The organism is Rheinheimera oceanensis, from assembly GCF_018831085.1.
In the GTDB taxonomy this organism is placed as follows: domain Bacteria; phylum Pseudomonadota; class Gammaproteobacteria; order Enterobacterales; family Alteromonadaceae; genus Alishewanella; species Alishewanella oceanensis.
In genome coordinates this window covers 76,032-98,081 of record NZ_JAGPNM010000004.1, presented here as the reverse complement: position 1 = coordinate 98,081, position 22,050 = coordinate 76,032, and the positions used below count along the sequence as shown (strand labels likewise).

Below are 22,050 nucleotides of genomic sequence, written 5' to 3'. Positions count from 1 at the left end.
CCCCATGTGACCGGCTTTCAACCAGTTTGCTGATTTTTAATGCGCTTTTGCCCATAAGGCTTGTTGGTACAATGCCTGATAGTGCTGTGCAGCTACCTGCCAGCTAAAGTTTTGTGCCATACCATTTTGCTGCACCCTTTTATAACTGGTTGTTTTAACAAACAGCTGTTCGGCTTGTTTTAACGCCGCTTCCATTGACGCAATATCAGGTTCGGCAAAACCTATACCGGTTGCACCGCGGGTAGGCCAGGGCTTTACCGTGTCTTTTAAGCCACCGGTTAAACGCACCAACGGCACAGTGCCATAGCGCAAGCTGTAAAGCTGGTTTAACCCACAGGGCTCGAACAGCGATGGCATCAGGAAAAAATCTCCGGCTGCCTCAAGCCGATGCGCCATAGCATCATTAAAGCCCTGCACAAAACGAAACTGCTCAGGGTGCTGCTGTTGCAACTGTGCCAATGCCCGGCAATAACGGCCCTCGCCGGTGCCCATTACAACCACCTGTGCCTGTGTTGTGTTAAGCCAGTGTGTAAGTGCGGGAATTAAATAATCGTAACCTTTTTGTCCGGTTAAACGGCTTACTGCAACAAATAACGGGGCTTTGCTGGTTGGCAGTTCCAGTTGAGCGCGAAGGACAGCTTTACACTGTGCTTTGCCACTGAGGTTGTCGGCGTCATAATTAGCGGGTAAATACACATCTGTAGCCGGATGCCAGATATTATAATCACAGCCATTTAAAATGCCGATAAAATCCGCCGCCCGCTGCTGATACAGCACCGACAACCCGGCAGCTTCCGGTTCATGCATCAACTCATCACGATAACCACGGCTTACGGTATTTAGTTTGTCGGCATACTGCAGTGCTGTGGCCAGAAAATTAAGCTCATCATGGCGTTGCGGTTCAATGTCCAGTTCCTGACGCCAGTGTGCTGCGCACTTTTCCTGATAAGCACCGTTATGAATACTAAAGATAAACGGCACCTTTGCCAATTCGGTTGCTGCATAATGTTGTTTCAGATAGTAAGCAGCCGCAGCACTTTGCCAGTCGTGACCGTGAATAAGGTCAAACTGTTGCCCGCTTTGCAGCACCCATTCCAACGCGGCCTTACACAAAAAAGCAAACCGCAACGGATTATCCGTGTATCCGTGCTCACCGTCATCATAAGGCCGCTCCCGCCGGAAAAAATCATGATGCTCTACCAGAGCAATATTGACGTTATCCAGTGTAAGCTGATGTACAGCACAACCAAAATCCCGCCCAGCCAGTTGAAAGTAAACCGGTTGCAGCTCTGCAGCAGGTTGCTGATACAAAACACCATAACGCGGTAATATCACGGTTACCTGATGGCCCTGCGTAATCAGGCTTTGTGCCAGACCACGACAGGCATCAGCCAGGCCACCCGTTTTTATCAGACCTTCATACTCACTACATATAAACAGTATCCGCACTACTTATCCTTACTCAGCTTAATCAAAACCAATCATCGCGCCTTTAGGGATCACAATAACGCCACTTGCAGAGACATGAAAGCGTTGTTTATCCAGCACCGGATCTTCGCCAATAATGGTACCGGGTGCAATTTTCACGTCTTTATCAATAATGGCGCGGCGGATGCGGCAACCTCGGCCAATATCGTTATTGCCCATCAGCACACATTTCTCAATATAACTATGACTATGTACATGCACGTTGTAACCCAAAATAGACTGATACACGATAGAGCCACTGACAATACAGCCTGACGCCACCATGGAGCTTATTGCCTGACCGGTACGGTTTGCCTCATCATGCACAAACTTTGCCGGTGGCACCGGAGGTGTGTAACCACGTAGTGGCCAGTATTTGTTGTATAAATCAAATGGCGGCTCTACTGAGATCAGATCCATATTGGCTTCGTAGTATGAATCTATAGTTCCCACATCACGCCAGTAACCGCTACTGCTCTGGCTTTCACCACGGATAATATTAGAAGAAAAATCATATACATAAACATCACCTGATGGATAAAGACCAGGGATAATGTTATGGCCAAAATCATGCTTGGAATCTGCCTGCCTGGCGTCTTCCACCAGGACATCAACCAGCGTTTTGGCTTCAAAAATGTAATTGCCCATAGACGCCAGTACAAATCCCGGATTACCCGGAATAGTTTTGGGGTTTGTTTTCGGCTTCTCTTCAAAGCCGATCATCCGGCCACTGGCGTCTACTTCTATCACACCAAACTCATGCGCCTGCTCTACCGGCACCGGAATAGCCGCCACGGTAAGCTTAGCATTGTGATGGCGATGGTAATCCAGCATCTGGCGGATATCCATTTTATAAATGTGGTCGCCGCCAAACACACAGACATGTTCAGGATCCAGCCCGTGAATTAAATGCAGGTTTTGATAAATAGCGTCTGCCGTGCCCAGATACCAGTGCTTACCTGTCTGCATTTGCGCGGGTATAGGGTCAATAAAACGGTTGGTCAAGCCGGTTACGCGCCAGGCCCGGCTTAAATGTTTCATCAGAGAATGAGACTTAAACTGTGTAATAACAAATATTTGCAATAAATCTGAATTAACAAAGTTATTCATCACAAAATCAATAATGCGGTAATTACCGCCAAACGGCACTGCTGGTTTTGCTCTGATGCCGGTCAAAGGTGCCAAACGTGTACCTTCACCGCCAGCCAGAATCATGGTTAATACCCCGGACATAGAAACTCCCTGTTGTGCTTGCTGTGTGTGCTATTTTTATGCAATTTGCAAAGCTGATACCAGAATAGCAGCCTGCATGATAAAAAGGCTAGCAGTCAATATGCATAACACTTTGCGCCAGCACAAGATAAAACCAGTAAATGTATTAAACAGGCCAAAGGCACCAAAATGGTGCCTTTGTTAACAGGAAATGCTAATAAAGTGCAATACAGGCACCAGATAAGTGCCTGCGTTTAAAGGGGGTCAGATAGCAGCAGCCAGTTCCGCGCCCTGGCGGATAGCACGTTTGGCATCCAGCTCTGCAGCAACATCAGCACCGCCAATCAGGTGAGACACTATACCGTGCTGTGCTAAACCAGCCTGCAGTGCACGTTGCGGCTCCTGCCCGGCACAAATCACCACGTTATCTACATTCAGACAACGCTCTTCACCGGCAATTTCAACCCAGAGGCCATTGTCATCTACTTTGATGTAGTTAACACCGGCTATCATTTCAACGCCTTTTTTCTTCAGTGAAGAACGGTGGATCCAACCTGTGGTTTTACCAAGGCCTGCCCCTACTTTGCTGGTTTTACGCTGCAGTAAATACACTTTACGCTCTGCCGGTTGTGGCAATTCGTCTGGCAATAACGCACCGCGGGCCTGATAGCTTTTATCAATACCCCAGTCTTTTAACCAGGCATCAGGCTGTAGCGTTAATGAATGGGGCTCTGTCAGATACTCTGCAACATCGAACCCTATACCACCAGCGCCAATAATAGCGACATTTTTACCAACCGCTTTATGGTCACGCAGTACGTCTAAGTAACTCAGCACTTTGCTATGATCGCTGCCAACAAGGCCAATATCACGCGGCACTATACCGGTTGCCAGCACTACTTCATCAAAGCCTGCGGCGCTAAGGCTGTCTGCAGTTTGCTCACTATTTAAAAACAGTTTTACTGCGTGTAATTCCAGCATACGACCAAAATAGCGCAGGGTTTCATGAAACTCTTCTTTGCCGGGGATTTGTTTGGCATAGTTAAACTGGCCGCCAATTTGATGTGATTTATCAAACAGATGTACATCATGGCCGCGCTGCGCTGCATAAACACTAAAAGCCAAACCGGCTGGGCCCGCGCCTATTACGGCAATTTTTTTACGCTTTGCTGCCGGGGTAAAATTTAACTCTGTTTCATAGCAAGCGCGCGGGTTTACCAGACAGCTGGCACGTTTATTCTGAAACACATGGTCAAGGCAGGCCTGATTGCAGGCGATACAGGTATTAATCAGTTCAGCTTTATTCGCCGCCGCTTTGTTAACAAAGTCAGCATCAGCCAGAAATGGCCGGGCCATGCAAACCATATCGGCCTGACCATTAGCAAGAATATCTTCCGCTACTTGTGGATCATTAATACGATTGGTAGCGATCACCGGAATATTCACCTGCGCTTTAACGCGTTCAGTGATCCAGCTAAAAGCAGCCCGCGGCACCATAGTGCCGATAGTTGGCACCCGCGCTTCATGCCAACCAATACCGGTATTAAGCAGTGTTGCACCAGCAGCGCTAATCTCTTGCGCCAGAGCTACCACTTCGTCATAGCTGTTGCCGTCTTCCACCAGGTCCAGCATCGACAAGCGGTAGATAATGATAAAATCATCACCACAGGCCCGGCGCACTGCTTTTACCGTTTCAATGGCAAAACGGCAGCGATTTGCAAAACTGCCACCCCATTCATCAGTGCGCTGGTTAGTACGCGAACAGATGAACTGATTTATTAAATAGCCTTCTGAACCCATTACCTCAACACCGTCATAGCCGGCATTTTTTGCCAGTTTGGCGGAATGAGCAAAATCCTTAATCGTGCCCCGAACCTGGCGCTCTGACATTTTCGCCGGTTTAAACGGCGTAATAGGCGATTTAATATTGCTAGGTGCCACACTAAACGGATGATAACCATAGCGACCGGCATGCAATAACTGTAAGCAGATCTTCGCACCATGCTGATGCACTGCTGCTGTTACCTGTTTATGCTTACCAGTTTGCCACCAGAAACTTAGCTGGCTGCCAAAAGGCACCAGATTGCCACGGAAATTAGGGCTAATACCGCCGGTGATAATTAACCCCACGCCCCCTTTGGCGCGCTCAGCATAAAAAGCAGCCAGCTTGGCAAAACCGTGCTTTTCTTCTTCCAGCCCGGTATGCATCGAGCCCATAATGACGCGGTTTCTAAGCGTGGTGAAACCTAAATCCAGTGGTTGTAATAATTTTTGGTATGCCACATCACCCTCTCTGGTCGTACCTGTTGTCCATGGCAGACTTTAGCTGCTTTGTTTACTGATAGCAAGCCAAGCCGGTCATGCCAGCAAGTGTTACACATTTACTTACAAATTCCACTTAGCCTTTACAGCTAAATTGGTTAGCATACCAACATGCATACACTCTGATATAAAACAGGATACTTCCATGACAGATAAAAAACCCGGCCTTATTCGCCGGTTGTTCGGCGCCATTGCCCGGGTTTACCGTGGCTTTCGCTCGGTAATTCTTAACTTGTTGTTTATATGTATTGTGGCGCTGATTGCGGTGTCGATTTTTGGCGGCGACGATAAAATTAAAGTGCCGCCAACTGCCGCTTTGGTGCTGAATCTTACCGGTGATCTGGTAGAGGAAAAACGCTGGACAGATCCTATTGCCACCGCAATAAACGAAAGCCTTGGTGGCCAGGAAGACGCCCCCGAAGTGCTGGTAAGCGACGTTGTTAGCGTAATTAAAAACGCCACCAGCGACAACCGCATTCAGGCTCTGGTGCTGGACTTATCTATGCTGGGCAGTGGTTCACTGGATAAAATGCAGCTGATTGGCGCAGCCATTGAAGAATTTAAAGCCAGCGGTAAAAAAGTACTGGCTTTTGGTGGTTACTACGGCCAAAACCAATATTATCTGGCCAGCTATGCTGACGAAATCAGCTTAAGCCCGATGGGCGCAGTTATTCTGGAAGGTTATGGCAGCTATCCGATGTATTATAAAAATGCGTTGGAAAAACTAAAAATTAATACTCATGTGTTCCGTGTCGGTACCTATAAATCAGCAGTGGAACCTTTTCTGCGTAACGATATGTCAGACGAAGCCAAAGAAGCCAATGTTGCCTGGCTGAACGAGCTATGGTCTGACTACAAACAGCAGGTTGCTGCACGGCGTGGTTTTGCTGCTGACAACTTTGATGAAACCTATGCTGCCCTGCTGGAAAAACTGCAGGCCGCCGAAGGTGATTTAAGCCAGTACGCAGTAAATGCCGGCCTGGTAGATAACATTAAAACCCGTGAAGCATTCCGCCGCGACCTCATCGCTATTGTCGGCGAAAATGACGACCATACCTACAACCATGTTACCTTTGGTGATTATGCCAAATTAGTGATCCCGGCAAAGCAATTTGATAACCCGCTAACCGACAAAGTTGCCATTGTGGTTGCCCGTGGTGTTATTGTCGATGGCAGTGCCAAAGCTGGGATGATCGGTGGAGATTCCACTGCAGCCCTGTTACGCCAGGCGCGGCACGACGATAAAGTGAAAGCAGTGGTACTGCGTATAGACAGCCCTGGCGGCAGCGCTTATGCGTCGGAAATTATCGGCCAGGAAATTCGTTTACTGCGCGAAGCAGGTAAACCGGTTATAGCCTCTATGGGTTCGGTTGCAGCTTCAGGTGGTTACTGGATTGCCGCCCCGGCAAATGAAATCTGGGCAGCACCTACCACCATCACCGGCTCCATTGGTATTTTCGGTTTGTTACACACTGCTGAAGAGGCTATGCCTAAGCTGGGGCTAAATGTTGACGGTGTTGGCACAACAGAGCTTGCCGGGCTGTCTGCCGGTCTGCCGCTGTTCAAAGGCTTGGATCCAAAAGCCAAAGACTTATTCCAGTTACTGATTGAGCGTGGCTATACCGAGTTTTTAACCATGGTAGGTGAAAATCGTAATATGACCACGACAGAAGTGGATAGTGTAGCTCAGGGCCGGGTATGGACAGGTAGCAAAGCACTGGAGCTTGGGCTGGTAGATAAACTGGGCAATATTAACGATGCCATTAAAGCCGCCGCGGAAAAAGCCGGCCTTAGCCAATATGATGTAAAAGTGGTTAAACAGGAGCTGACACCAAGCGAGCAGATGATAAAAGATCTGCTGGGTGAAGCAAAAGCCCACGGCTGGTTGCCACAAGGTAGTGTAAGTGCTGAACAAAAGCTGTTTGATAAACTGACAAAACAGCTGAAACAGGATTTTGTTCTGCTAAACCAGTTTAATGATCCAAATGGTGTTTATTCGTACTGTGTCAGTTGCAGCATTAACTGACAGCACTAACTAAGTCTATTACAATGCCCGGTTATTACCGGGCATTTTTATTTGAAGCTTATGAACAGAAAACGTATTTATGTGGCCTACACCGGCGGCACTATTGGTATGCAACATTCTGCACAGGGTTATGTGCCGGTGCCGGGTTTTTTAACCGACACGGTAAAGCGCATGCCGGAATTTTACCGCGCAGAAATGCCGGAATTTGATATTCACGAGTATCACCCGGTAATAGATTCCTCTGATATGACACCCGATCACTGGCGGCATATTGCCGAAGATATACAGCAGCAATATAACAACTATGACGGCTTTGTAGTGCTACATGGCACTGATACCATGGCTTACACAGCTTCAGCCTTGTCGTTTATGCTGGAGAACCTGCAAAAACCGGTGATTATTACCGGATCACAAATTCCGTTGGCACAAATGCGCTCAGACGGCCAGGTTAACCTGCTCAATGCTCTATACCTGGCAGCCAACTACCCCATTGCTGAGGTAGCGCTGTTTTTTAATAATCAGCTGTTTCGCGGTAACCGGGCTACCAAAGCCGATGCCAATGGCTTTAATGCTTTTGCCTCACCCAATTTTCCGCCACTGCTTGAAGCGGGTATTCATATTAATCTGGTTGCCGGCCGCCTGAGCCAAACCCAGGTAGCGGCACCGCTGACGCTGGCCTCTGTTGTGCCACAACCTATCAGTGTGGTAACACTGTATCCCGGTATTAACACCGACATGATCCGTAATATGACAGCCGCACCGGTGCGGGCATTGATTATTAAATCTTTTGGTGTGGGTAATGCACCGCAGCGGCCAGAGTTACTGCAGATCCTACGGGATGCCAGTGAACGTGGATTAATTATTGTTAATTGCACCCAGTGCTTTAAAGGCACAGTAAATATGCAAGGTTATGCCACAGGCAATGCGTTACAACAAAGTGGTGTAATAAGCGGTTACGATATGACACTGGAAGCCGCACTGACCAAACTGCACTATTTGCTCAGTAAGCCACTTAGTGCAGAGCAAATTCGCCAGCAAATGCAGCAGGATTTACGCGGCGAATTAACCGCAGGCTAAGGCTTTTTTTAAGACAAGAGCCGGCTTAAGTTTAAACCGGCTCTGACAGATAACAGGTTAGAACAGCGCTTTAACCCTTGCCAGTAACGGCAATTCAGCTTCACTTAGCGCACCAAACTGTAACCAGCGCTTAAGCAGGCTGTGTTTGTCCAACGTACTGCCCTGATTATGTTTATCAGATAACAGCAGCAGTTGCACTTGCTGGCGTGCACCTTGTTCACTTTGCGGCGATGGTGCATCGGCTATTAACTCCAGTGCCAGTGTCAGTTGCGCACGGCTTAGCTGTTGCTCCTGCTGCTTGTTAAAGCAATCACGATACCCGGCAGGTAACTGCTCTGCACTTACATCTGATTTAGCCAGCAGTTCAAACATCTGGCTGAATTCGCGTTGCTGTTGCTGCTGTTGCCACTGTTGTTGTTTTTGTTTCAGTTTATCCTGTAACTGGCGTACCGCATGCTGCGCACCGCTGCTTTGTGGCTGTAATGCCTGTAGTTGCTGCTGCAACTCATTTAGTACCGCAAGCTCTGTCGCAACATCTAACTGCGCGGCCAGTTCTGCCAGTTGGACTTCAAACTGTTTCAACTCTGCCTGCTCAGCTTGCTTTTGCTGTTCAAACTGCTCAGAGCGTGCATTAAAGAAACCATCACACAGGGCACGAAACTGCAGCCACAACGCCTGATCCTGCTTACGCGCAGCATTACCTGTATTCTTCCACTGCTGCTGACATTCCTTCAGCACTTTTGCCGTCAGGTTGGCATCAGCCAAACCCAATGCAGCCTGCGCTTTGTCGATAAGCTGTTGCTTGGCATCCGCAGCTTGCTGCTGTAAAGCTTTTAACTGTTCGCGTAGTGGCATAAGCGCCTGATTGAAGTGCTCATTTAACGCGGCAAACTGCTGTTTATCAACTGCACCGGCCTGCTGCCAGGCTTGCTTTAGCTGCTGCAGGCGGCTATCCAGCACTTTGGCATCGCCGGTTGTGAACTCAAGCGCCTGAGCAATGATCTGCTCGCGCTGTATTGTATGCTCTGCGCGCAGTGCATCCTGTGCGGCAAAATACACACGACAAGGTGCAAACGCCTGCTCGCAAGCCAGATCAAAAGCGGCATTGAGCTGCTCTTCCTGCGCGGGATCAGCTTTGCCCAGGCTGTTCCATTGTGCTCTGGCTTGCTTTACCTCATCGGCACGCTGACGCATCAGGTTATCCGGCACTACGCTATCAAGTTGCTGTATTTGTTGCAGTAACTGTTGTTTGCGTGGCGTGGCAATATATTCCTGCCAGTCGGCCAGCTCAGCCAGTTTATCGCGGGCAAACTCGTAATCTTTTGCCAGCTGTAACTGTTGCTCTGTGCTTAGCTGCTGATAATCCTGCTCTATACCTTTGAACAGACCAAATAGCACTTTGTACTTACCGGCGCTGTACAGACGACGATACTGTGCCAGTTTGCTACGACATTGCCTTTGGGCTTTATCACTTTGTGCGGTAAAACTTTTCCCCAGCTCTTGCCACTGCTGTTGCAGGGCATTTTTCGCCTCCAACAAGCTTGCCGGTACGGCAATAAGCATAGCTTTACTGATCTCGCGGAAGTCTTGCTGCCACTGCTTTAGCTGGGCAGATACCTGCTGGTAAGCGGTGGCATTATCTGGCAGCGGCTGGCTTGCCCAATCTGCCACAATACGGGTTAGCCGGGTTAGCTGCTCAGCCAGTTCCGGTAAGCGACTTAGCTGTTGTTGTAACTGTGCCAGGCGTTTAGTTAACCCGGCTTTATCTGTAATATCGGCGTTTACCAGGGTGTCATTCAGGGCCGTTATTTGCTGTTCCAGTTGCTGTGCCGCACTGATATCAGTAGTTAACAACGCCTGCTGCAACGCTTGCTCCAACTGATTAAGCTGTTGCTGTAATGTTTTTGTTCTTTCTGCTCTGGCATCAAGCAGTGCCTGTTCGGCTTGCAGTTTACTCAGCTCTTCTAAACGTGGAGCTAACCATTGCTGAAGCTGGCTGCTAATTTTTTGATATTTCGCACGGAATTCTGCGGCCTCATCGCCCAGACAATCCAGTTCGCCTTCCAGTTGCTGCCACTGCGCCTGATAATCGGCTAACAATGCCGGCAAGGCCTCTACACTGCTGCGATCGCGCGCGGCATTTAATTTCGCCAGCATCAGCGTAAGCTGTTTACGCAACAGCAAAGGCTTTTGCTTTTGTTCATTAAGCCAAGCCAGCTTTTGCTGAACCTGAACCAGCAGCTCACCCGTCAGCTGTTTACTGAGTTTTTCCAGCGTTTTTTCATCGTTAATTTGCGCCAGCAGTTGCTGCTTTTGCGCCGGTTGCAATACCGGATCCTGAAGAGCTTTTAGGTTAAGCTCGGTTTTATTCAAACGCTGTAACAGACCAAATTTAATACCGGCGTCGGTTTCAGTTTGCGCCAGTTGCTCCAGAATACTGCTGCGATTGCACTGGGCAATAAACTGCTGTTTTAACTTCGGCTCAACCTGGTTTTGTAGTAACTGGTTGATCAGCGTTTGCTCGGCCAGTTGCTGTAAACGCTCGGCGCTGTCATGTTTACTGGCTTGCCACCACAGCGAAAAATCGTTCAGTTTGGTTAATGCCGCTTTGCGCACTGCTTCAGCACCATCGTTAAACGCCAGTTCGTGTAACACGCTTTTATGCGCCTGATCCTCGTGGTTAAGTTCGTTAATTGCCTGTTGGCGCACAGCGGCATCCGGGTGTTGCCATTTGGGTTTAAAAAAACGTTTAAAGATCATCGTGCGAGAACCTTGCAATAGACGGCTGAGTTTCGAATTGTTTTTTAAGTTCGGCTTTAGATTTATGCACCATCTGGCCATCTGCACCTATGGTAAAAAGCTCATCTGACTTTAATACCTGTGCCTGATACGCCATGACCAGCTGTAAGCTGTGCGCCCGTTGTGCTTCACTCATTGGATTACCATCTGCCCAGCGGCCGGTAGCAACAGCTTCTGAGAGCTTTTCATATGTGTCTGGCGTCATAGCCTGCACTAAAGCATTGAAATTCATCTTATTTACGCTTTTTCTTCATAAACATAATACGGGCGCGGCTGATAATATACCAGCAAAAGCCCAGGCCTATAGCAGCACCGGCAATATATTGTTGCGGGCTACCGGCCTGTGGGTCCCACCAGTACATCAGGCCAAACCCGGCCAAAAATAATAACAGTGCAAACATTGAATGGTTAACCAGGCTTTGTGCCTGATCCAGCGCTTTGTTGCGTTCAAGAGATTCGCGTTTTTCCGGGGTTAATCCGGCGATATCACCTTTACATTTATTACATTGCGCACTTTTGTCAGAAATCTTGTGCCCACAAAACGGGCAGGAAATAATAGCCATAACACTCCAACCTTCAATTCGGACGGCCTGATACCGCCTACTGCATTGCCTGGTATATTTTACTCATGATGCTGCCATACATGCCAGTTTCAAACCGATCACCGGTAAAATAATAACTATTTTCACCTTCGGCCCGCACCGGGCTATGTTTTTTATTCGTCAACAGTACCACCACCAGCCCATAGTAAGGGTCAACCAACGTGGCGGTTCCGGTCCAACCGGTGTGGCCAAAGGCATAAGCACTGGCATAAGGACCAAAATGCCAGTTTAAATCGCCTCCCACGGCTGTGCGCCACCCCAAACCAACGGTATGATCTGTTACTGAGGGCCGGACAAATTGCTGGATAACCGCCGGGCTGAATACCGGTGTTAAACCATAGCCGCCATGCAGCGCCAGCATTGCCAGCGTTGCGGTTTCGCGCGCAGTGGAAAACAAACCGGCATGCCCCGCTACACCATCAAAAGCATAACGGGCTTTTTCGTCATGGACATTACCACGCACCACACCGCGTTTATCTGCCGGAAACATTACCCGGCCGCCACGGCTGTTTCCATCAAGTTCGGTTGCCGCTATCCGGCTTTGCGCTATGCCTTTACGCAACGGGTTAAATACGGTGCTGTTTAGCCCCATTGGCCGGTACAGTTGCTGCTCAAGATATTCATCCTGTGTCTGGCCGGTAATACGCTCAATCAGCAGGCCAAGCAGCATATAATCAATATCACTGTATACCGCTTTACCGCCACGCTCGCGTTCAAATGGCACTTCGCTGGCAATCAGCTGCATACTGCGAGCCCTGTCCAGCGAGTAAAATGCCGGCCCATGGCGGTTGTCCGGCCGGTGAAAGTGCACCTCTGGTGCATAACCTGCACTGTGATACAGCAAATCACTTACCAGACGCTGCTCACGGCCGTTACCCTGATACTCTGTAAGGTAATGTTGCAGCGGTAAATTAATATCCAGTTTGCCTGCACTGACCAGCTGCATAATAGCGTAATTGGTGGCGTACATTTTGGTATTAGATGCCAGATCAAATACCGTATCTGTTTGCATCGGCTCAGGCTGGCTAAGCTCAGTACCATCACTGGCATAGCGGCTGGCATAACCATAGGCCGTTTCTTTAATAATTTTGCCATCTTTGGCGATCAGTAACACTGCTCCGGGAAAACCCTGTTCCACTTCGCGCTGAATAAGCTGGTCCAGCTCATCCAGCCCGGCGGCTGAAAACCCGGCATAATGCCCAGCTTTCGCCTTAGCATCCTGCAATACAGGGTAAGGCATTACCAAACGTACTTTAGCACCAAGTGGTTCTATATCAATAAGTTCCAGCTGGTTCAAACCATTACGCGTAACTGAGCTGATATCCAAAACCAGATGTTGCCCCAGGCTGGCATCGGGGCGTAAATGCAATACTTTGCCGTTAACACTGAGCGTTAACGCTGTGGTGGTACCCAGCTCCAGCAGTAATTCACCCTGGCCCTGATAGCTGACAAAACTACGCCGGTTATTTACCCAAGCCCGCTGGCTTGTCGTTTCAGGCCACTGTACATCCAACTGGCCCAGTGTATTGCTCTGGTTAAGAGCATTGCCCTGACTAAGTGCTGCAAGCTGTGCTGCACTTTGGCTATGTAATGCCGCTGCCGGCACTACCGGCTGATGCACAGCCATACAGCTGCTCAGCGTCAGCAAAACTGACGTTAGCAGCACAGGTTTAACAGATAAGTACATAGGCAAATTTAACGCAGCTTATCGGCAACAGCCAATATGGCCGGCAGCATATCCTGGCCCAGCTTCATCGAGCGTATGTCAGACCAGCCATAGGCTTCATCCGGCAGGTTGGCGTTATCTTTAAACGGCATTTCTACGGTGTACGCCAGACAGTTAAACTGCTCACCTACCCAGGCGGTAGCAACGGTCATATTGGCTTTACCCGGCTCGTCCAGATCATAGCCAAACTCAGTTTGAAACTCAGGGGTTACCGCCAGCAGGGTTTGTTTAAACAGCTGCTCCAGATTTTTTATCCGCTCGTTGTACGATGGTACGCCTTCACTACCGGCAACAAAGTTATACGGCAGGTTTTCATCGCCGTGCATATCGAGGAATAAATCAACACCGGTTTCCAGCATTTTTTGCCGCACCAGATAAACCTCAGGGCTTTTTTCCATTGAAGGGTTTAGCCACTCACGGTTTAAGTTCATACCGGCCGCATTGGTACGTAAATGGCCACGTACCGAGCCATCCGGGTTCATATTCGGCACTATATAAAACACCGCTTTGCTCAGCAATGCTCTTGCTACGCCGTCATCTTCATCCAGCAAGCGATCAAGCAGGCCTTCAATCAGCCACTCAGCCATGGTTTCCCCCGGATGCTGGCGCGCGGTGATCCAGATTTTCTTTTTGCCCTCTTCCGGCTCCCCCACGATCAGCAAACTCATATCACGGCCGTCAAGCGTTTCACCCAGTTCAACCAACTGGCAGTTGTAATCAGACTGTGCCTGATGCAGTAAATCCATATGGCGCTCGTAGCTGTATGGCGCGAAATAGGCAAAATACACTGATTGTGCTTCCGGGAAGTGTTTAATAGTTAGCACTTTACCGTCATATTCGGTGTCTACCCGAAACCAGGTTTGTCTGTCATACGAGGCTACCGCCTGATAATCCTTCCAGCCATCGGGGTAGGCAGAATCACCGGCATTAGTAATGGTAAGCGTATGCAACTGCGCATGTTCAGTGCTTAAACGAAAATGAAACCACTGGTAAAAATCTGACTGATTGTCTTTGCGAATAGCCAGTTGAATATTATCGGGAGAATCGGCCTGTAATACTTCAATGTTACCGCTGTCAAAGTTGCTGGTAATTTTCATAAATCGGATCCGTAGGCGTAAAAGATAAAAAGACTAACACAGGTGCTGCCTGACGCAACTGCCCTGAGCCACAGTGTAAAAGATTCTAACAGGTTAAGCGCAAAGAAAAAGCCGCTAAAAAGCGGCTTTTCGATAAAGGCACAGATTAACGCGCTACCGGCAAGGTTGGATACTTAATGCCTGCCATCTCGTTCATTACCCGGATAACCTGCGTGCTGTAACCAAACTCGTTGTCATACCAGACGTACAACACACAGCGGTCACCATCAACTATAGTAGCCTGGGAGTCTACTACACCGGCGTAACGTGAGCCGACCAAATCTGACGATACAATTTCGGTAGAGGCCGTAAAGTCAATCTGATCCTGTAGCTCAGAAAACAGTGATGTGCGCTGCAGAAAACTGTTCATCTCGTCACGGCTGGTTTCACGCGTTAAATTCAGCGATAAAATAGCCATAGACACATTCGGTGTAGGTACACGAATAGCATTACCGGTTAACTTACCTTTTAACTGCGGTAATGCCTTGGCCACAGCACTGGCAGCGCCGGTAGAGGTTAATACCATATTCAGCGGTGCTGCACGGCCACGGCGCTCAGCACTGTGGAAGTTATCAATCAGGTTTTGGTCATTAGTGTATGAGTGCACAGTTTCTACATGGCCGTTACGGATGCCAAATTCATCTTCCAGTGCTTTTAATACCGGCGTTATGGCGTTAGTGGTGCAACTGGCAGCAGAGACAATTTTATGTTCCGGCAAAATCATATGCTGGTTTACGCCATAAACGATATTCGGCACTTCACCTTTAGCCGGTGCTGTCAGCAGCACTTTGGCCGCGCCTTTACTGCTAAAGTGAATGCTCAGCTCTTTATCATCTTTCCAGATACCGGTGTTATCTACCACCAGTGCATCGCTGATACCATATTGGGTATAATCAACCAGATCGGGTGAATTAGCATAAATCACTTTAATAAAGGTGCCGTTGGCTTTAATGCCCTGGTTTTCTTCATCTACCGTGATGCTGCCGTTAAAAGGGCCGTGGATAGAATCGCGGCGTAGCAAGCTGGCTCGTTTTTCCAAATCGCCTTTTTTACCGCCGCGTACCACTATGGCACGCAAGCGCAATTTAGAGCTCGGGCCAGAGCGCTCAAGCATTAAACGGGCTAACAAGCGGCCGATACGGCCAAAACCGTACAGTACCACATCAACCGGCTTTACCTGATCTTCATGATCCAGCAACTCAGCCAGTTCACGGTCTAAATACTGCTGCAGTTCAGTGCCGTTGGCAGCATTTTTATAAATGTAGCCGTATGCCAGCTTACCAATATCCACGCGGCCAGGTGCCAGGTTCATTTTGCTGATTGCTTCGAGCAGCGGAAAACTTTCGCGTAAACGCAATTTTTGCCCTTCAAACCGCTCAACGCTTTTATGCGCTTTAATAATGTCGATAGTGGTGGCATTCACCAGCGGGCGGCCGTATACCACCACTTCAATACCTTTATTGCGGTATAAGCGGCCAATAATCGGCTGCATGTTTTCGGCATATTCCTGGCGTTCCTGCCAGCTCTTCTGATACTGCTCTGCGTGCGATAGGGTCATGTGTAGAGGCCTTTTACTTCAGTAAGATGAATTAATCGGTGATGCCAAAGCACGGTCTGCGCCGCTGTTGCTCCAACGGCGCGTATTGTAATAGAAGTTGAAAGCTTACGACAACAGTTACAAAAATTTTATTCTGTTTTGCCGCTGAAGGTCAAAGACACTGAGTTAACGCAGTAACGGTTGCCGGTAGGCGCCGGGCCGTCATTAAATACATGGCCTAAATGAGCATCGCAGTTAGCACACATAATTTCGGTGCGTATCATGCCATGGCTGGTATCGGTTTCATACTTTACCCTGCCCTCCAACGCCTGATAGAAGCTGGGCCAACCACAACCGGCATCAAATTTTGTTGCTGATGAAAACAGCTCTGCCCCGCAACATACACAATGATAAGTACCGGCCTGCTCATTGTGTAGTAACTCGCCGCTAAACGGGTATTCAGTGCCTTTAAGCCGGGTAACCCGGTATTGCTCATCGGTTAAGCGCTCACGCCATTGTTGTTCTGTTAATTGCCCGGTTAGTTTCATTGTTGCTCCTTATGCTGCTGTTGTTTCATTTCCAGCCGCCATTCTCGGGTTAACTGCATACGCCGGCGCGGATAAGGATCGCCGGGTACAATCAGGCTGCCAATTCTGTCCAGCCGGAAGTGGCGAAACTCATTGCGCAGCTCACACCAGGCCACCAGCATACGGCTACTATCAAAAAATGCCAGCATAATAGGCCACACAGTACGCTCGCTGGCAGTACCATCTTCACGAATATAGCTTATCTGTACACGCCGTTCGCGGCGAATCGCCTCGCGTACCTGGCGCAAAAATGCCGCACCTTTATCAGTAAGGGCAGGAAAAGCCAGCAAACCAATGTCATTAATACGGTCACGCAAATCTGTTGGTGCTGCGGCAGCAACTTTTGCCAGCACGTTACGTGCTGCACTTACCAGCTCATCATCACCCTGCACTTCTACCCAGCGCAAGCCCAGAGCCAGAGCTTCAAGCTCGGCCTCATCAAACATCAACGGTGGCAGAAAAAAACCACTGCGCAGTAAATAACCAATACCGGCTTCGCCATCTATTCCGGCACCTAAGGTAATCAGTGTTTGAATATCACGATAAACAGTACGTACTGACACCTGTAATTGCGCTGCCAGTACCGCTGCTGTTACCGGGTGACGGTAATAGCGTAATTTATCCATTAAACGAAACAAGCGTTCGGTTTTATCCATAGCAGAGTTTTTATCAGAGTTTCTAAGGACTTTCTCAAGTATAACCTGCTCTGCTGACAGAAGGTGTCAGCAGAGCACTATAGCCATATAACAACAGCATTATTGGGCATGGCAGGAAGGGATAAGTATTCGTTTAGTTATTGTGTCGGTAAAGCCGCCAATACCTTTGCTACCAGTTGGTTTAGTTCATCCCCGTTATCTATCCAGCGTGCCACCAGCAAAATATCGTTTTGCTGGTCAATATAAATAATATTACGCCCGGCACCCTGAAAAGTTACTGCCGTTTCCGGCGCTGCCGGTAAAGCTTTACGGCCCGGATTTAAAAACCAGTTGGCATAGCCATAATCGGCCTTTGCAACACCGCCGGTGCGTGCCCGGGCAATAAATTCGCGGCTTACCAGTTGCTGCCCCTGCCACTGCCCGTCCCGTAAAAACAGATAACCAAAGCGGGCCAGATCCCAGGCATTAATAAACATACCGCCGCCCCAATGCCCGCCACCTGACACGCTTTGGATCTTCTGGCCATCGAGCTCTATCCAGCTATTGTCGTAACCGTACCAGCGCCAGTTAGCACTGGCGCCGATTGGCTGCATAATTCGCTCATTAAGTACCACAGGTAAAGGTTTACGCCACACATAGGTGGTTACCAGTGCCAGCAAATTAACACGCACATCATTGTATTTGTATCGGCTACCCGGTGTATGTAATGGCCGGTTTGGCCAGTTTTTGGCTTCCCCTTCGGGGCGATCGGCCCAGTCGGGTTTCCCCCATAATGTCCCCTGCCAATCACTGGTTTGGCGTAACAAATGATCCCAGCTGATTTTGCGGTTATGCTCAGTGGCGAATAAACTGCTGTCTGCCACAGCATAAGGCCAGACTGCATCATCTACGTTTTGGATTAAGCCATCCTGCAGCGCCAGCCCGGTAACAGTAGTAAGAAAGGTTTTGCTGATGCTGTGCGTCATGTCTACTTTTTGGGTATCACCCCACTGGGCAATCACTTTGCCCCGGTACACTATCAGCCCGTTAGCCCCGGCACGCACTGACATCGGGCCAATAATCTGATCATAGGGCTCACGCGCGCCAAAGGTTGTGGCCTGCACTATAGCCTGATCCTTGGCTGCCGGGTTTTCACTGGCAATAGCGTAATCTACTGCCTGTTGCAGTTTTTCAGCGTTAACGCCCAGGCTTTGAGGCGTTGCCTGCTGCCATTGGCCCGCGGGTGGAAAATAATGTTCAGCCGCTACAACATTGACACTAAATAATAAGGTAAAAATTACGGGGTAATACATATATCTTCCTGTAACGGTTAATCAGAGCTGGCATTTTTGAGCCGTAGCAACAGAGTATTAAAGGCAGGCTGGTTATTGTCTTCCCGGTTCAAAGCTATCGTAGCGTGGCAGGTTAGCGTCTAAATCTTCCCAATTGGCTTTAGAGCTGTAAAAATTATGCGATAGCGGCCGCTCGCTGATATCGCTGTTTAAAATACCCAACCGGATGCGGACACGGGCCGGGTCCTGTTCGTTACTGCTGTAAACCGGTGAGCCGCAGTTACTGCAAAAATGCCGTAAGCGTCCCGGTTTAAACGCAAACTGGCTAAGCAGGCTGACACCTTTTACTACAGTAAAATCAGTACTTTGCACAAAACCATTAGTGGCAAAAGCCGTACCGCTTGATTTACGGCACAATGAGCAGTGGCAGTGAATAATACTGCTGATAGGCCCATTAATTTCTATTGCTACTTCTCCACACAAACAGGCGCCCTGATACATAATAATTCCCTGATCCAATACTAAATTGGTTTAACTTTACAGTAAGGTAAAATTGAGTGCGCCGTTTACGCTGTCTTTCAGTGCATTCATAGCTGCATTTATTGCTTGCTCTACCGCCACCAGGCTAAGGCCTTTAACAGCAAGTAGCACTGTGCGCGAGGCATTACGCTGGATCTCATGGTGCAACCTGGCCTGTTCCGGCGTAATATCACCAGCCAGCCTTAAACGCTCTATCATAGCAAAGTTTTCGGCCAGCTTTTGCGCTTCTGTTTCGGCATAGCCTTTTATCACAGGCCATTTATCAGATAACTCGCCTTTAAAAGCCTGCAGCATTGTTGCTGTAAGTTCTGCCACATCTAAGCTCATGCTATGCCCTTTATGTTAAACCCTTTACGGTAAACTTTAGCTGCCACGGCGTTTCGCCAGTTCAAGCTTTAAAATAGCTGTAATACTGCTGTTAAAACTGGTGCGCAGATTTTCTACCTGTACAGGTGTAAAACAACCCAGTTGGTGCAGTTGCTCCAGCATATTCAGGCTGTTTTTTAACAGCTCCACCTGCTCTACCGTAATGTCATTATCAGGAATGGCCCTTGCCCGCACGGCAATAGAGCTTACAGCAACTTTAGACTGCTGATAAAAGCTAATATGGTTACTATAAGCGCATTCAGGTAAGCCAGCCTGGCTTTCTACGGTAACAAAAAACATTTCAACATTTTGCTGTAGCACGGTAACCGCGTTATCGGTTTTTTCGTCATAGCTGCTAATAAGTTTTACCGAGCAAGCAGATATTGTCAGCAACAATGCCAACATCAGCCACAGCTTATTGTGTTTGCGTAACGTCACCTTAGTCTCCGTTATTGGCGAAGCGCTTGAATATCATAGCGTTATTTAATAGTGCTAGCCGTTTTTCCATCTGCAGTGCCATTTAGTGTTTTATTGATAATTTGTGGCACAAAGCGCTCAGAGAAACCTGCAACAAAACACCAGAATAACAACTTCGCAAAGTCTTCTGTAGTTTTGGGATAGGTTTTGCTAAAAATATCCCACATAAACTGATCGTCCGGCCCGTTGCTACCAGCTTGCGGTACAAAAAACTCGGGAAATAAATGGCCTGAAATAATACCGGATAAAAATACGCAATACAGCACCAGCGCAAATACCCCACCGAAAATCGGCACCAATAAAATCTGGAACCAGGACTTTGTTAACATACCAAGTTCGGTATTGCTCACTTTAGGTAGCCGCTGCTGGATACTGACAAAGCCTCCCACTATACCGCAAAGAAAACAGGCACTGGTGAGCAAAAACCTTTGCTGTAGCACATAACTAACAGCAAATATCGACGCAAAAAGTAGTACACAAATCAGCGTCATTATAATTAAACGCCGGGTAACCGTATGGTACTGCTCTATTCTGCTCATTAATGACAAGCCTGCAAAGCACAAACAATGTCATAGGTATAATCGCTGTTTCTTTATAGCGCCACCGTATTGATAGGACTCAGGCTAAATCCAAATGATTAACCTGAAATTCAACTTACAACCATACCAAGCCTGCGTACGGCTTATGTTTTAATGCCTCTAACCGCGTTTGCAGATCACCGCAATGAGTTTCCAGCTTATGGCCGTCCGGGTCGAGAAAGTAAACAGATAGCCCTTCACTACTGTTTTGCTTCCACTCTGATACACCTGCTTGACGCAGTTTGGCTACAAATTCAACGAAGTTCTGCTCTGCAATATCTAAAGCAATATGAGAATAATCCAGGCTTGGTGCAGGCTTATCGCAGGATAAACAAAACCAGACACCACCAAGGCTAAGGTAGGCTCCGCCATCCCAGCGCACATGTGCTTTCATACCAAGCAACCCGGTATAAAACGCCAGCGAGCGCTCTAAGTCACTTACAGCGATGGTGATATGGTTTAAACCCTGCAGCATAGTAACTTCTTAAGTGGCATAAATATCCGGCCGGTAGATTTCCATAAAAGTCTCAGGTTTATTGAGTGCGGTAAAACCGTATCTGGCGTATAAACCATGCGCATTCGATGTAGCCAGCGTAAAGCGGCGTACATTCGCTACGCTGGGGTGCTGCAGCACTGCTGCCATTAACTTTGCGGCGATGCCGTGGCCGCGATACTCCGGCCAGACAATAACATCGACCAAATTCGCAAAGGTCGCCTGATCGGTAATAATGCGGCAAAAACCTACTTGCTGGTTTGTGGTATAAGCCGCCAGACACACCGAATGTGCAATGCTGCGGCACACAGTATCGAGCGGAATGCCCTTGGCCCAGGAGCTTTCTGTACTAAGAAAATGGTGAATTTTGCCAATATCAAGCCGCGATTTATCATCGCTGAGGGTTATTTCCTGCATCTGCTCTGCCTATCCTTACAATCATCCAGCTTACTTTTTATCAAAACCAAACATTTGACGAAATTGATTGGCAAAGCTGCTGAATTTTTCTTTCATCGTCTGCTTTAGCTTCACATCCAATGACCCCAGAATGGAGTAACCTTCTATCACAATCTGCGGTGCCTGACGCTCCCCCATCGATTGCGCCTGGTTATTGGTGCTGCCGATAATATTAAACATATTCGATACCACATTAACCTGCTCGGGTACCAAAATATCCAGGCTGCCAATCCAGTTATTTACCCGGATAACAATATGCTGGTGCTGAAAAACCGCTTCGGTAAAATCCAGCTCAACAGAGCCCAGCACATTAATAATATTGATTTCAGCAGGTACCAACCACTGGCCGCGCTGTTGATTGGATGACAGCACACATAGCATATTCTCGTTGCGGGTATCATTGCCGGACTGATAACGGGGAGAAAAACTACGCTGGCGCTGTTGCTGATACTGATGGTCGGGTAGCAGGGTTAAATCGGCTACCACGTCTATCAGTTCCTGGTGGCTTTTGGCATCAGTTGCGACATCCAGCCGCCGCTCAAAGGCTTCTGCCGATATAATGCCGTGGCTGTAATTCATAATCAGCTGATCTATTGCTTCCTGCCGTACCTGATCAAACGGCCGATCTTCTATTTTTACTCCACTGGCATCAATGGCCATAACTAAGCTCCTGCTAAGATTGTTTTATCGCTAAAACGTTAGCACAGACTAAGCAGACAGGC

General features: G+C 48.3%; 21 protein-coding genes. 2 read left to right on the top strand and 19 right to left on the bottom strand.

Features of this window, described 5'->3' with window-relative positions; all coding sequences use genetic code 11:
* Window positions 1–36: 36 nt before the first annotated feature.
* From J3B89_RS10635 to J3B89_RS10625, 3 genes are all read right to left on the bottom strand, one after another.
* Entirely contained in the window at window positions 37–1,449 is a 1,413-nt protein-coding gene (locus J3B89_RS10635; RefSeq protein WP_215397550.1) for a glycogen synthase, read from the bottom strand.
* Window positions 1,450–1,467: 18 nt separating this feature from the next.
* Complete coding sequence (gene glgC / locus J3B89_RS10630; RefSeq protein ID WP_215397549.1) at window positions 1,468–2,700, bottom strand: glucose-1-phosphate adenylyltransferase; 1,233 nt, start codon at window positions 2,698–2,700, stop codon at window positions 1,468–1,470.
* Between the two features lie 243 nt (window positions 2,701–2,943).
* Complete coding sequence (locus J3B89_RS10625; RefSeq protein ID WP_215397548.1) at window positions 2,944–4,962, bottom strand: oxidoreductase; 2,019 nt, start codon at window positions 4,960–4,962, stop codon at window positions 2,944–2,946.
* 184 nt (window positions 4,963–5,146) lie between these two features.
* On the opposite strand from J3B89_RS10625, the gene sppA reads away from it, so the two are divergent.
* Both sppA and ansA read left to right on the top strand, forming a co-directional pair.
* Window positions 5,147–7,027 (top strand): signal peptide peptidase SppA, encoded by a 1,881-nt coding sequence (gene sppA, locus J3B89_RS10620; protein ID WP_215397547.1) that lies wholly within the window; start codon window positions 5,147–5,149, stop codon window positions 7,025–7,027.
* 60 nt (window positions 7,028–7,087) lie between these two features.
* On the top strand, window positions 7,088–8,104 hold the full coding sequence (ansA, locus tag J3B89_RS10615; protein ID WP_215397546.1) for an asparaginase: 1,017 nt from the start codon (window positions 7,088–7,090) through the stop codon (window positions 8,102–8,104).
* 57 nt (window positions 8,105–8,161) lie between these two features.
* On the opposite strand, the gene J3B89_RS10610 is transcribed toward ansA, so the two are convergent.
* The 16 genes from J3B89_RS10610 to J3B89_RS10535 form a co-directional block, all read right to left on the bottom strand.
* Window positions 8,162–10,864, bottom strand: coding sequence for a DUF349 domain-containing protein (locus J3B89_RS10610; RefSeq protein ID WP_215397545.1), 2,703 nt, complete (start codon window positions 10,862–10,864; stop codon window positions 8,162–8,164).
* Window positions 10,854–11,135, bottom strand: a complete 282-nt coding sequence (locus tag J3B89_RS10605; protein ID WP_215397544.1) for a YeaC family protein — start codon at window positions 11,133–11,135, stop codon at window positions 10,854–10,856. Before J3B89_RS10605 ends, J3B89_RS10610 begins: the two co-directional genes overlap by 11 nt.
* Before the next feature lies 1 nt (window position 11,136).
* Window positions 11,137–11,466 carry a zinc ribbon domain-containing protein gene (locus J3B89_RS10600; RefSeq protein WP_215397543.1) on the bottom strand — a complete coding sequence of 110 codons (330 nt, stop codon included), beginning with the start codon at window positions 11,464–11,466 and terminating at the stop codon, window positions 11,137–11,139.
* 37 nt (window positions 11,467–11,503) lie between these two features.
* Complete coding sequence (gene pbp4b / locus J3B89_RS10595) at window positions 11,504–13,132, bottom strand: penicillin binding protein PBP4B (RefSeq protein WP_251372347.1); 1,629 nt, start codon at window positions 13,130–13,132, stop codon at window positions 11,504–11,506.
* 68 nt (window positions 13,133–13,200) lie between these two features.
* On the bottom strand, window positions 13,201–14,328 hold the full coding sequence (locus J3B89_RS10590; RefSeq protein ID WP_215397541.1) for a M14 family metallopeptidase: 1,128 nt from the start codon (window positions 14,326–14,328) through the stop codon (window positions 13,201–13,203).
* 145 nt (window positions 14,329–14,473) lie between these two features.
* Window positions 14,474–15,925: a glyceraldehyde-3-phosphate dehydrogenase gene (locus tag J3B89_RS10585; RefSeq protein WP_215397540.1), complete on the bottom strand. Its 1,452-nt coding sequence runs from the start codon at window positions 15,923–15,925 to the stop codon at window positions 14,474–14,476.
* 128 nt (window positions 15,926–16,053) lie between these two features.
* Window positions 16,054–16,452, bottom strand: coding sequence for a peptide-methionine (R)-S-oxide reductase MsrB (msrB, locus tag J3B89_RS10580; protein WP_215397539.1), 399 nt, complete (start codon window positions 16,450–16,452; stop codon window positions 16,054–16,056).
* Entirely contained in the window at window positions 16,449–17,147 is a 699-nt protein-coding gene (locus J3B89_RS10575; RefSeq protein WP_215397538.1) for a helix-turn-helix transcriptional regulator, read from the bottom strand. Before J3B89_RS10575 ends, msrB begins: the two co-directional genes overlap by 4 nt.
* A gap of 137 nt (window positions 17,148–17,284) precedes the next feature.
* Window positions 17,285–18,439 (bottom strand): serine hydrolase domain-containing protein, encoded by a 1,155-nt coding sequence (locus tag J3B89_RS10570; protein WP_215397537.1) that lies wholly within the window; start codon window positions 18,437–18,439, stop codon window positions 17,285–17,287.
* Between the two features lie 72 nt (window positions 18,440–18,511).
* Window positions 18,512–18,919 (bottom strand): GFA family protein, encoded by a 408-nt coding sequence (locus J3B89_RS10565; RefSeq protein WP_215397536.1) that lies wholly within the window; start codon window positions 18,917–18,919, stop codon window positions 18,512–18,514.
* Between the two features lie 36 nt (window positions 18,920–18,955).
* On the bottom strand, window positions 18,956–19,285 hold the full coding sequence (locus J3B89_RS10560) for a hypothetical protein (protein ID WP_215397535.1): 330 nt from the start codon (window positions 19,283–19,285) through the stop codon (window positions 18,956–18,958).
* A gap of 36 nt (window positions 19,286–19,321) precedes the next feature.
* Window positions 19,322–19,762, bottom strand: coding sequence for a hypothetical protein (locus J3B89_RS10555; RefSeq protein WP_215397534.1), 441 nt, complete (start codon window positions 19,760–19,762; stop codon window positions 19,322–19,324).
* A gap of 41 nt (window positions 19,763–19,803) precedes the next feature.
* The gene (locus J3B89_RS10550) at window positions 19,804–20,340 is read right to left on the bottom strand and encodes a hypothetical protein (protein ID WP_215397533.1); all 537 of its coding nucleotides are present in this window, start codon (window positions 20,338–20,340) and stop codon (window positions 19,804–19,806) included.
* Between the two features lie 115 nt (window positions 20,341–20,455).
* A complete protein-coding gene (fos, locus tag J3B89_RS10545; RefSeq protein ID WP_215397532.1) occupies window positions 20,456–20,854 on the bottom strand; it encodes a fosfomycin resistance glutathione transferase in 399 nt (132 codons plus the stop codon).
* A 9-nt stretch (window positions 20,855–20,863) separates the two neighbouring features.
* Window positions 20,864–21,289 carry a GNAT family N-acetyltransferase gene (locus J3B89_RS10540; RefSeq protein ID WP_215397531.1) on the bottom strand — a complete coding sequence of 142 codons (426 nt, stop codon included), beginning with the start codon at window positions 21,287–21,289 and terminating at the stop codon, window positions 20,864–20,866.
* A gap of 30 nt (window positions 21,290–21,319) precedes the next feature.
* Window positions 21,320–21,988, bottom strand: coding sequence for a DUF1707 SHOCT-like domain-containing protein (locus J3B89_RS10535; protein WP_215397530.1), 669 nt, complete (start codon window positions 21,986–21,988; stop codon window positions 21,320–21,322).
* Window positions 21,989–22,050 lie beyond the last annotated feature (62 nt).

Coding starts and splice junctions, on each gene's coding strand:
- J3B89_RS10610 (WP_215397545.1), bottom strand. CDS start 10,864: ATGATCTTTAAACGTTTTTTTAAACCCAAATGGCAACACCCGGATGCC.
- J3B89_RS10550 (WP_215397533.1), bottom strand. CDS start 20,340: ATGAGCAGAATAGAGCAGTACCATACGGTTACCCGGCGTTTAATTATA.
- J3B89_RS10605 (WP_215397544.1), bottom strand. CDS start 11,135: ATGAATTTCAATGCTTTAGTGCAGGCTATGACGCCAGACACATATGAA.
- ansA (WP_215397546.1), top strand. CDS start 7,088: ATGAACAGAAAACGTATTTATGTGGCCTACACCGGCGGCACTATTGGT.
- J3B89_RS10535 (WP_215397530.1), bottom strand. CDS start 21,988: ATGGCCATTGATGCCAGTGGAGTAAAAATAGAAGATCGGCCGTTTGAT.
- J3B89_RS10560 (WP_215397535.1), bottom strand. CDS start 19,285: ATGAGCTTAGATGTGGCAGAACTTACAGCAACAATGCTGCAGGCTTTT.
- fos (WP_215397532.1), bottom strand. CDS start 20,854: ATGCTGCAGGGTTTAAACCATATCACCATCGCTGTAAGTGACTTAGAG.
- J3B89_RS10565 (WP_215397536.1), bottom strand. CDS start 18,919: ATGTATCAGGGCGCCTGTTTGTGTGGAGAAGTAGCAATAGAAATTAAT.
- J3B89_RS10585 (WP_215397540.1), bottom strand. CDS start 15,925: ATGACCCTATCGCACGCAGAGCAGTATCAGAAGAGCTGGCAGGAACGC.
- J3B89_RS10590 (WP_215397541.1), bottom strand. CDS start 14,328: ATGAAAATTACCAGCAACTTTGACAGCGGTAACATTGAAGTATTACAG.
- J3B89_RS10570 (WP_215397537.1), bottom strand. CDS start 18,439: ATGTATTACCCCGTAATTTTTACCTTATTATTTAGTGTCAATGTTGTA.
- sppA (WP_215397547.1), top strand. CDS start 5,147: ATGACAGATAAAAAACCCGGCCTTATTCGCCGGTTGTTCGGCGCCATT.
- pbp4b (WP_251372347.1), bottom strand. CDS start 13,132: ATGGCTGTGCATCAGCCGGTAGTGCCGGCAGCGGCATTACATAGCCAA.
- J3B89_RS10575 (WP_215397538.1), bottom strand. CDS start 17,147: ATGGATAAAACCGAACGCTTGTTTCGTTTAATGGATAAATTACGCTAT.
- J3B89_RS10540 (WP_215397531.1), bottom strand. CDS start 21,289: ATGCAGGAAATAACCCTCAGCGATGATAAATCGCGGCTTGATATTGGC.
- J3B89_RS10600 (WP_215397543.1), bottom strand. CDS start 11,466: ATGGCTATTATTTCCTGCCCGTTTTGTGGGCACAAGATTTCTGACAAA.
- glgC (WP_215397549.1), bottom strand. CDS start 2,700: ATGTCCGGGGTATTAACCATGATTCTGGCTGGCGGTGAAGGTACACGT.
- msrB (WP_215397539.1), bottom strand. CDS start 16,452: ATGAAACTAACCGGGCAATTAACAGAACAACAATGGCGTGAGCGCTTA.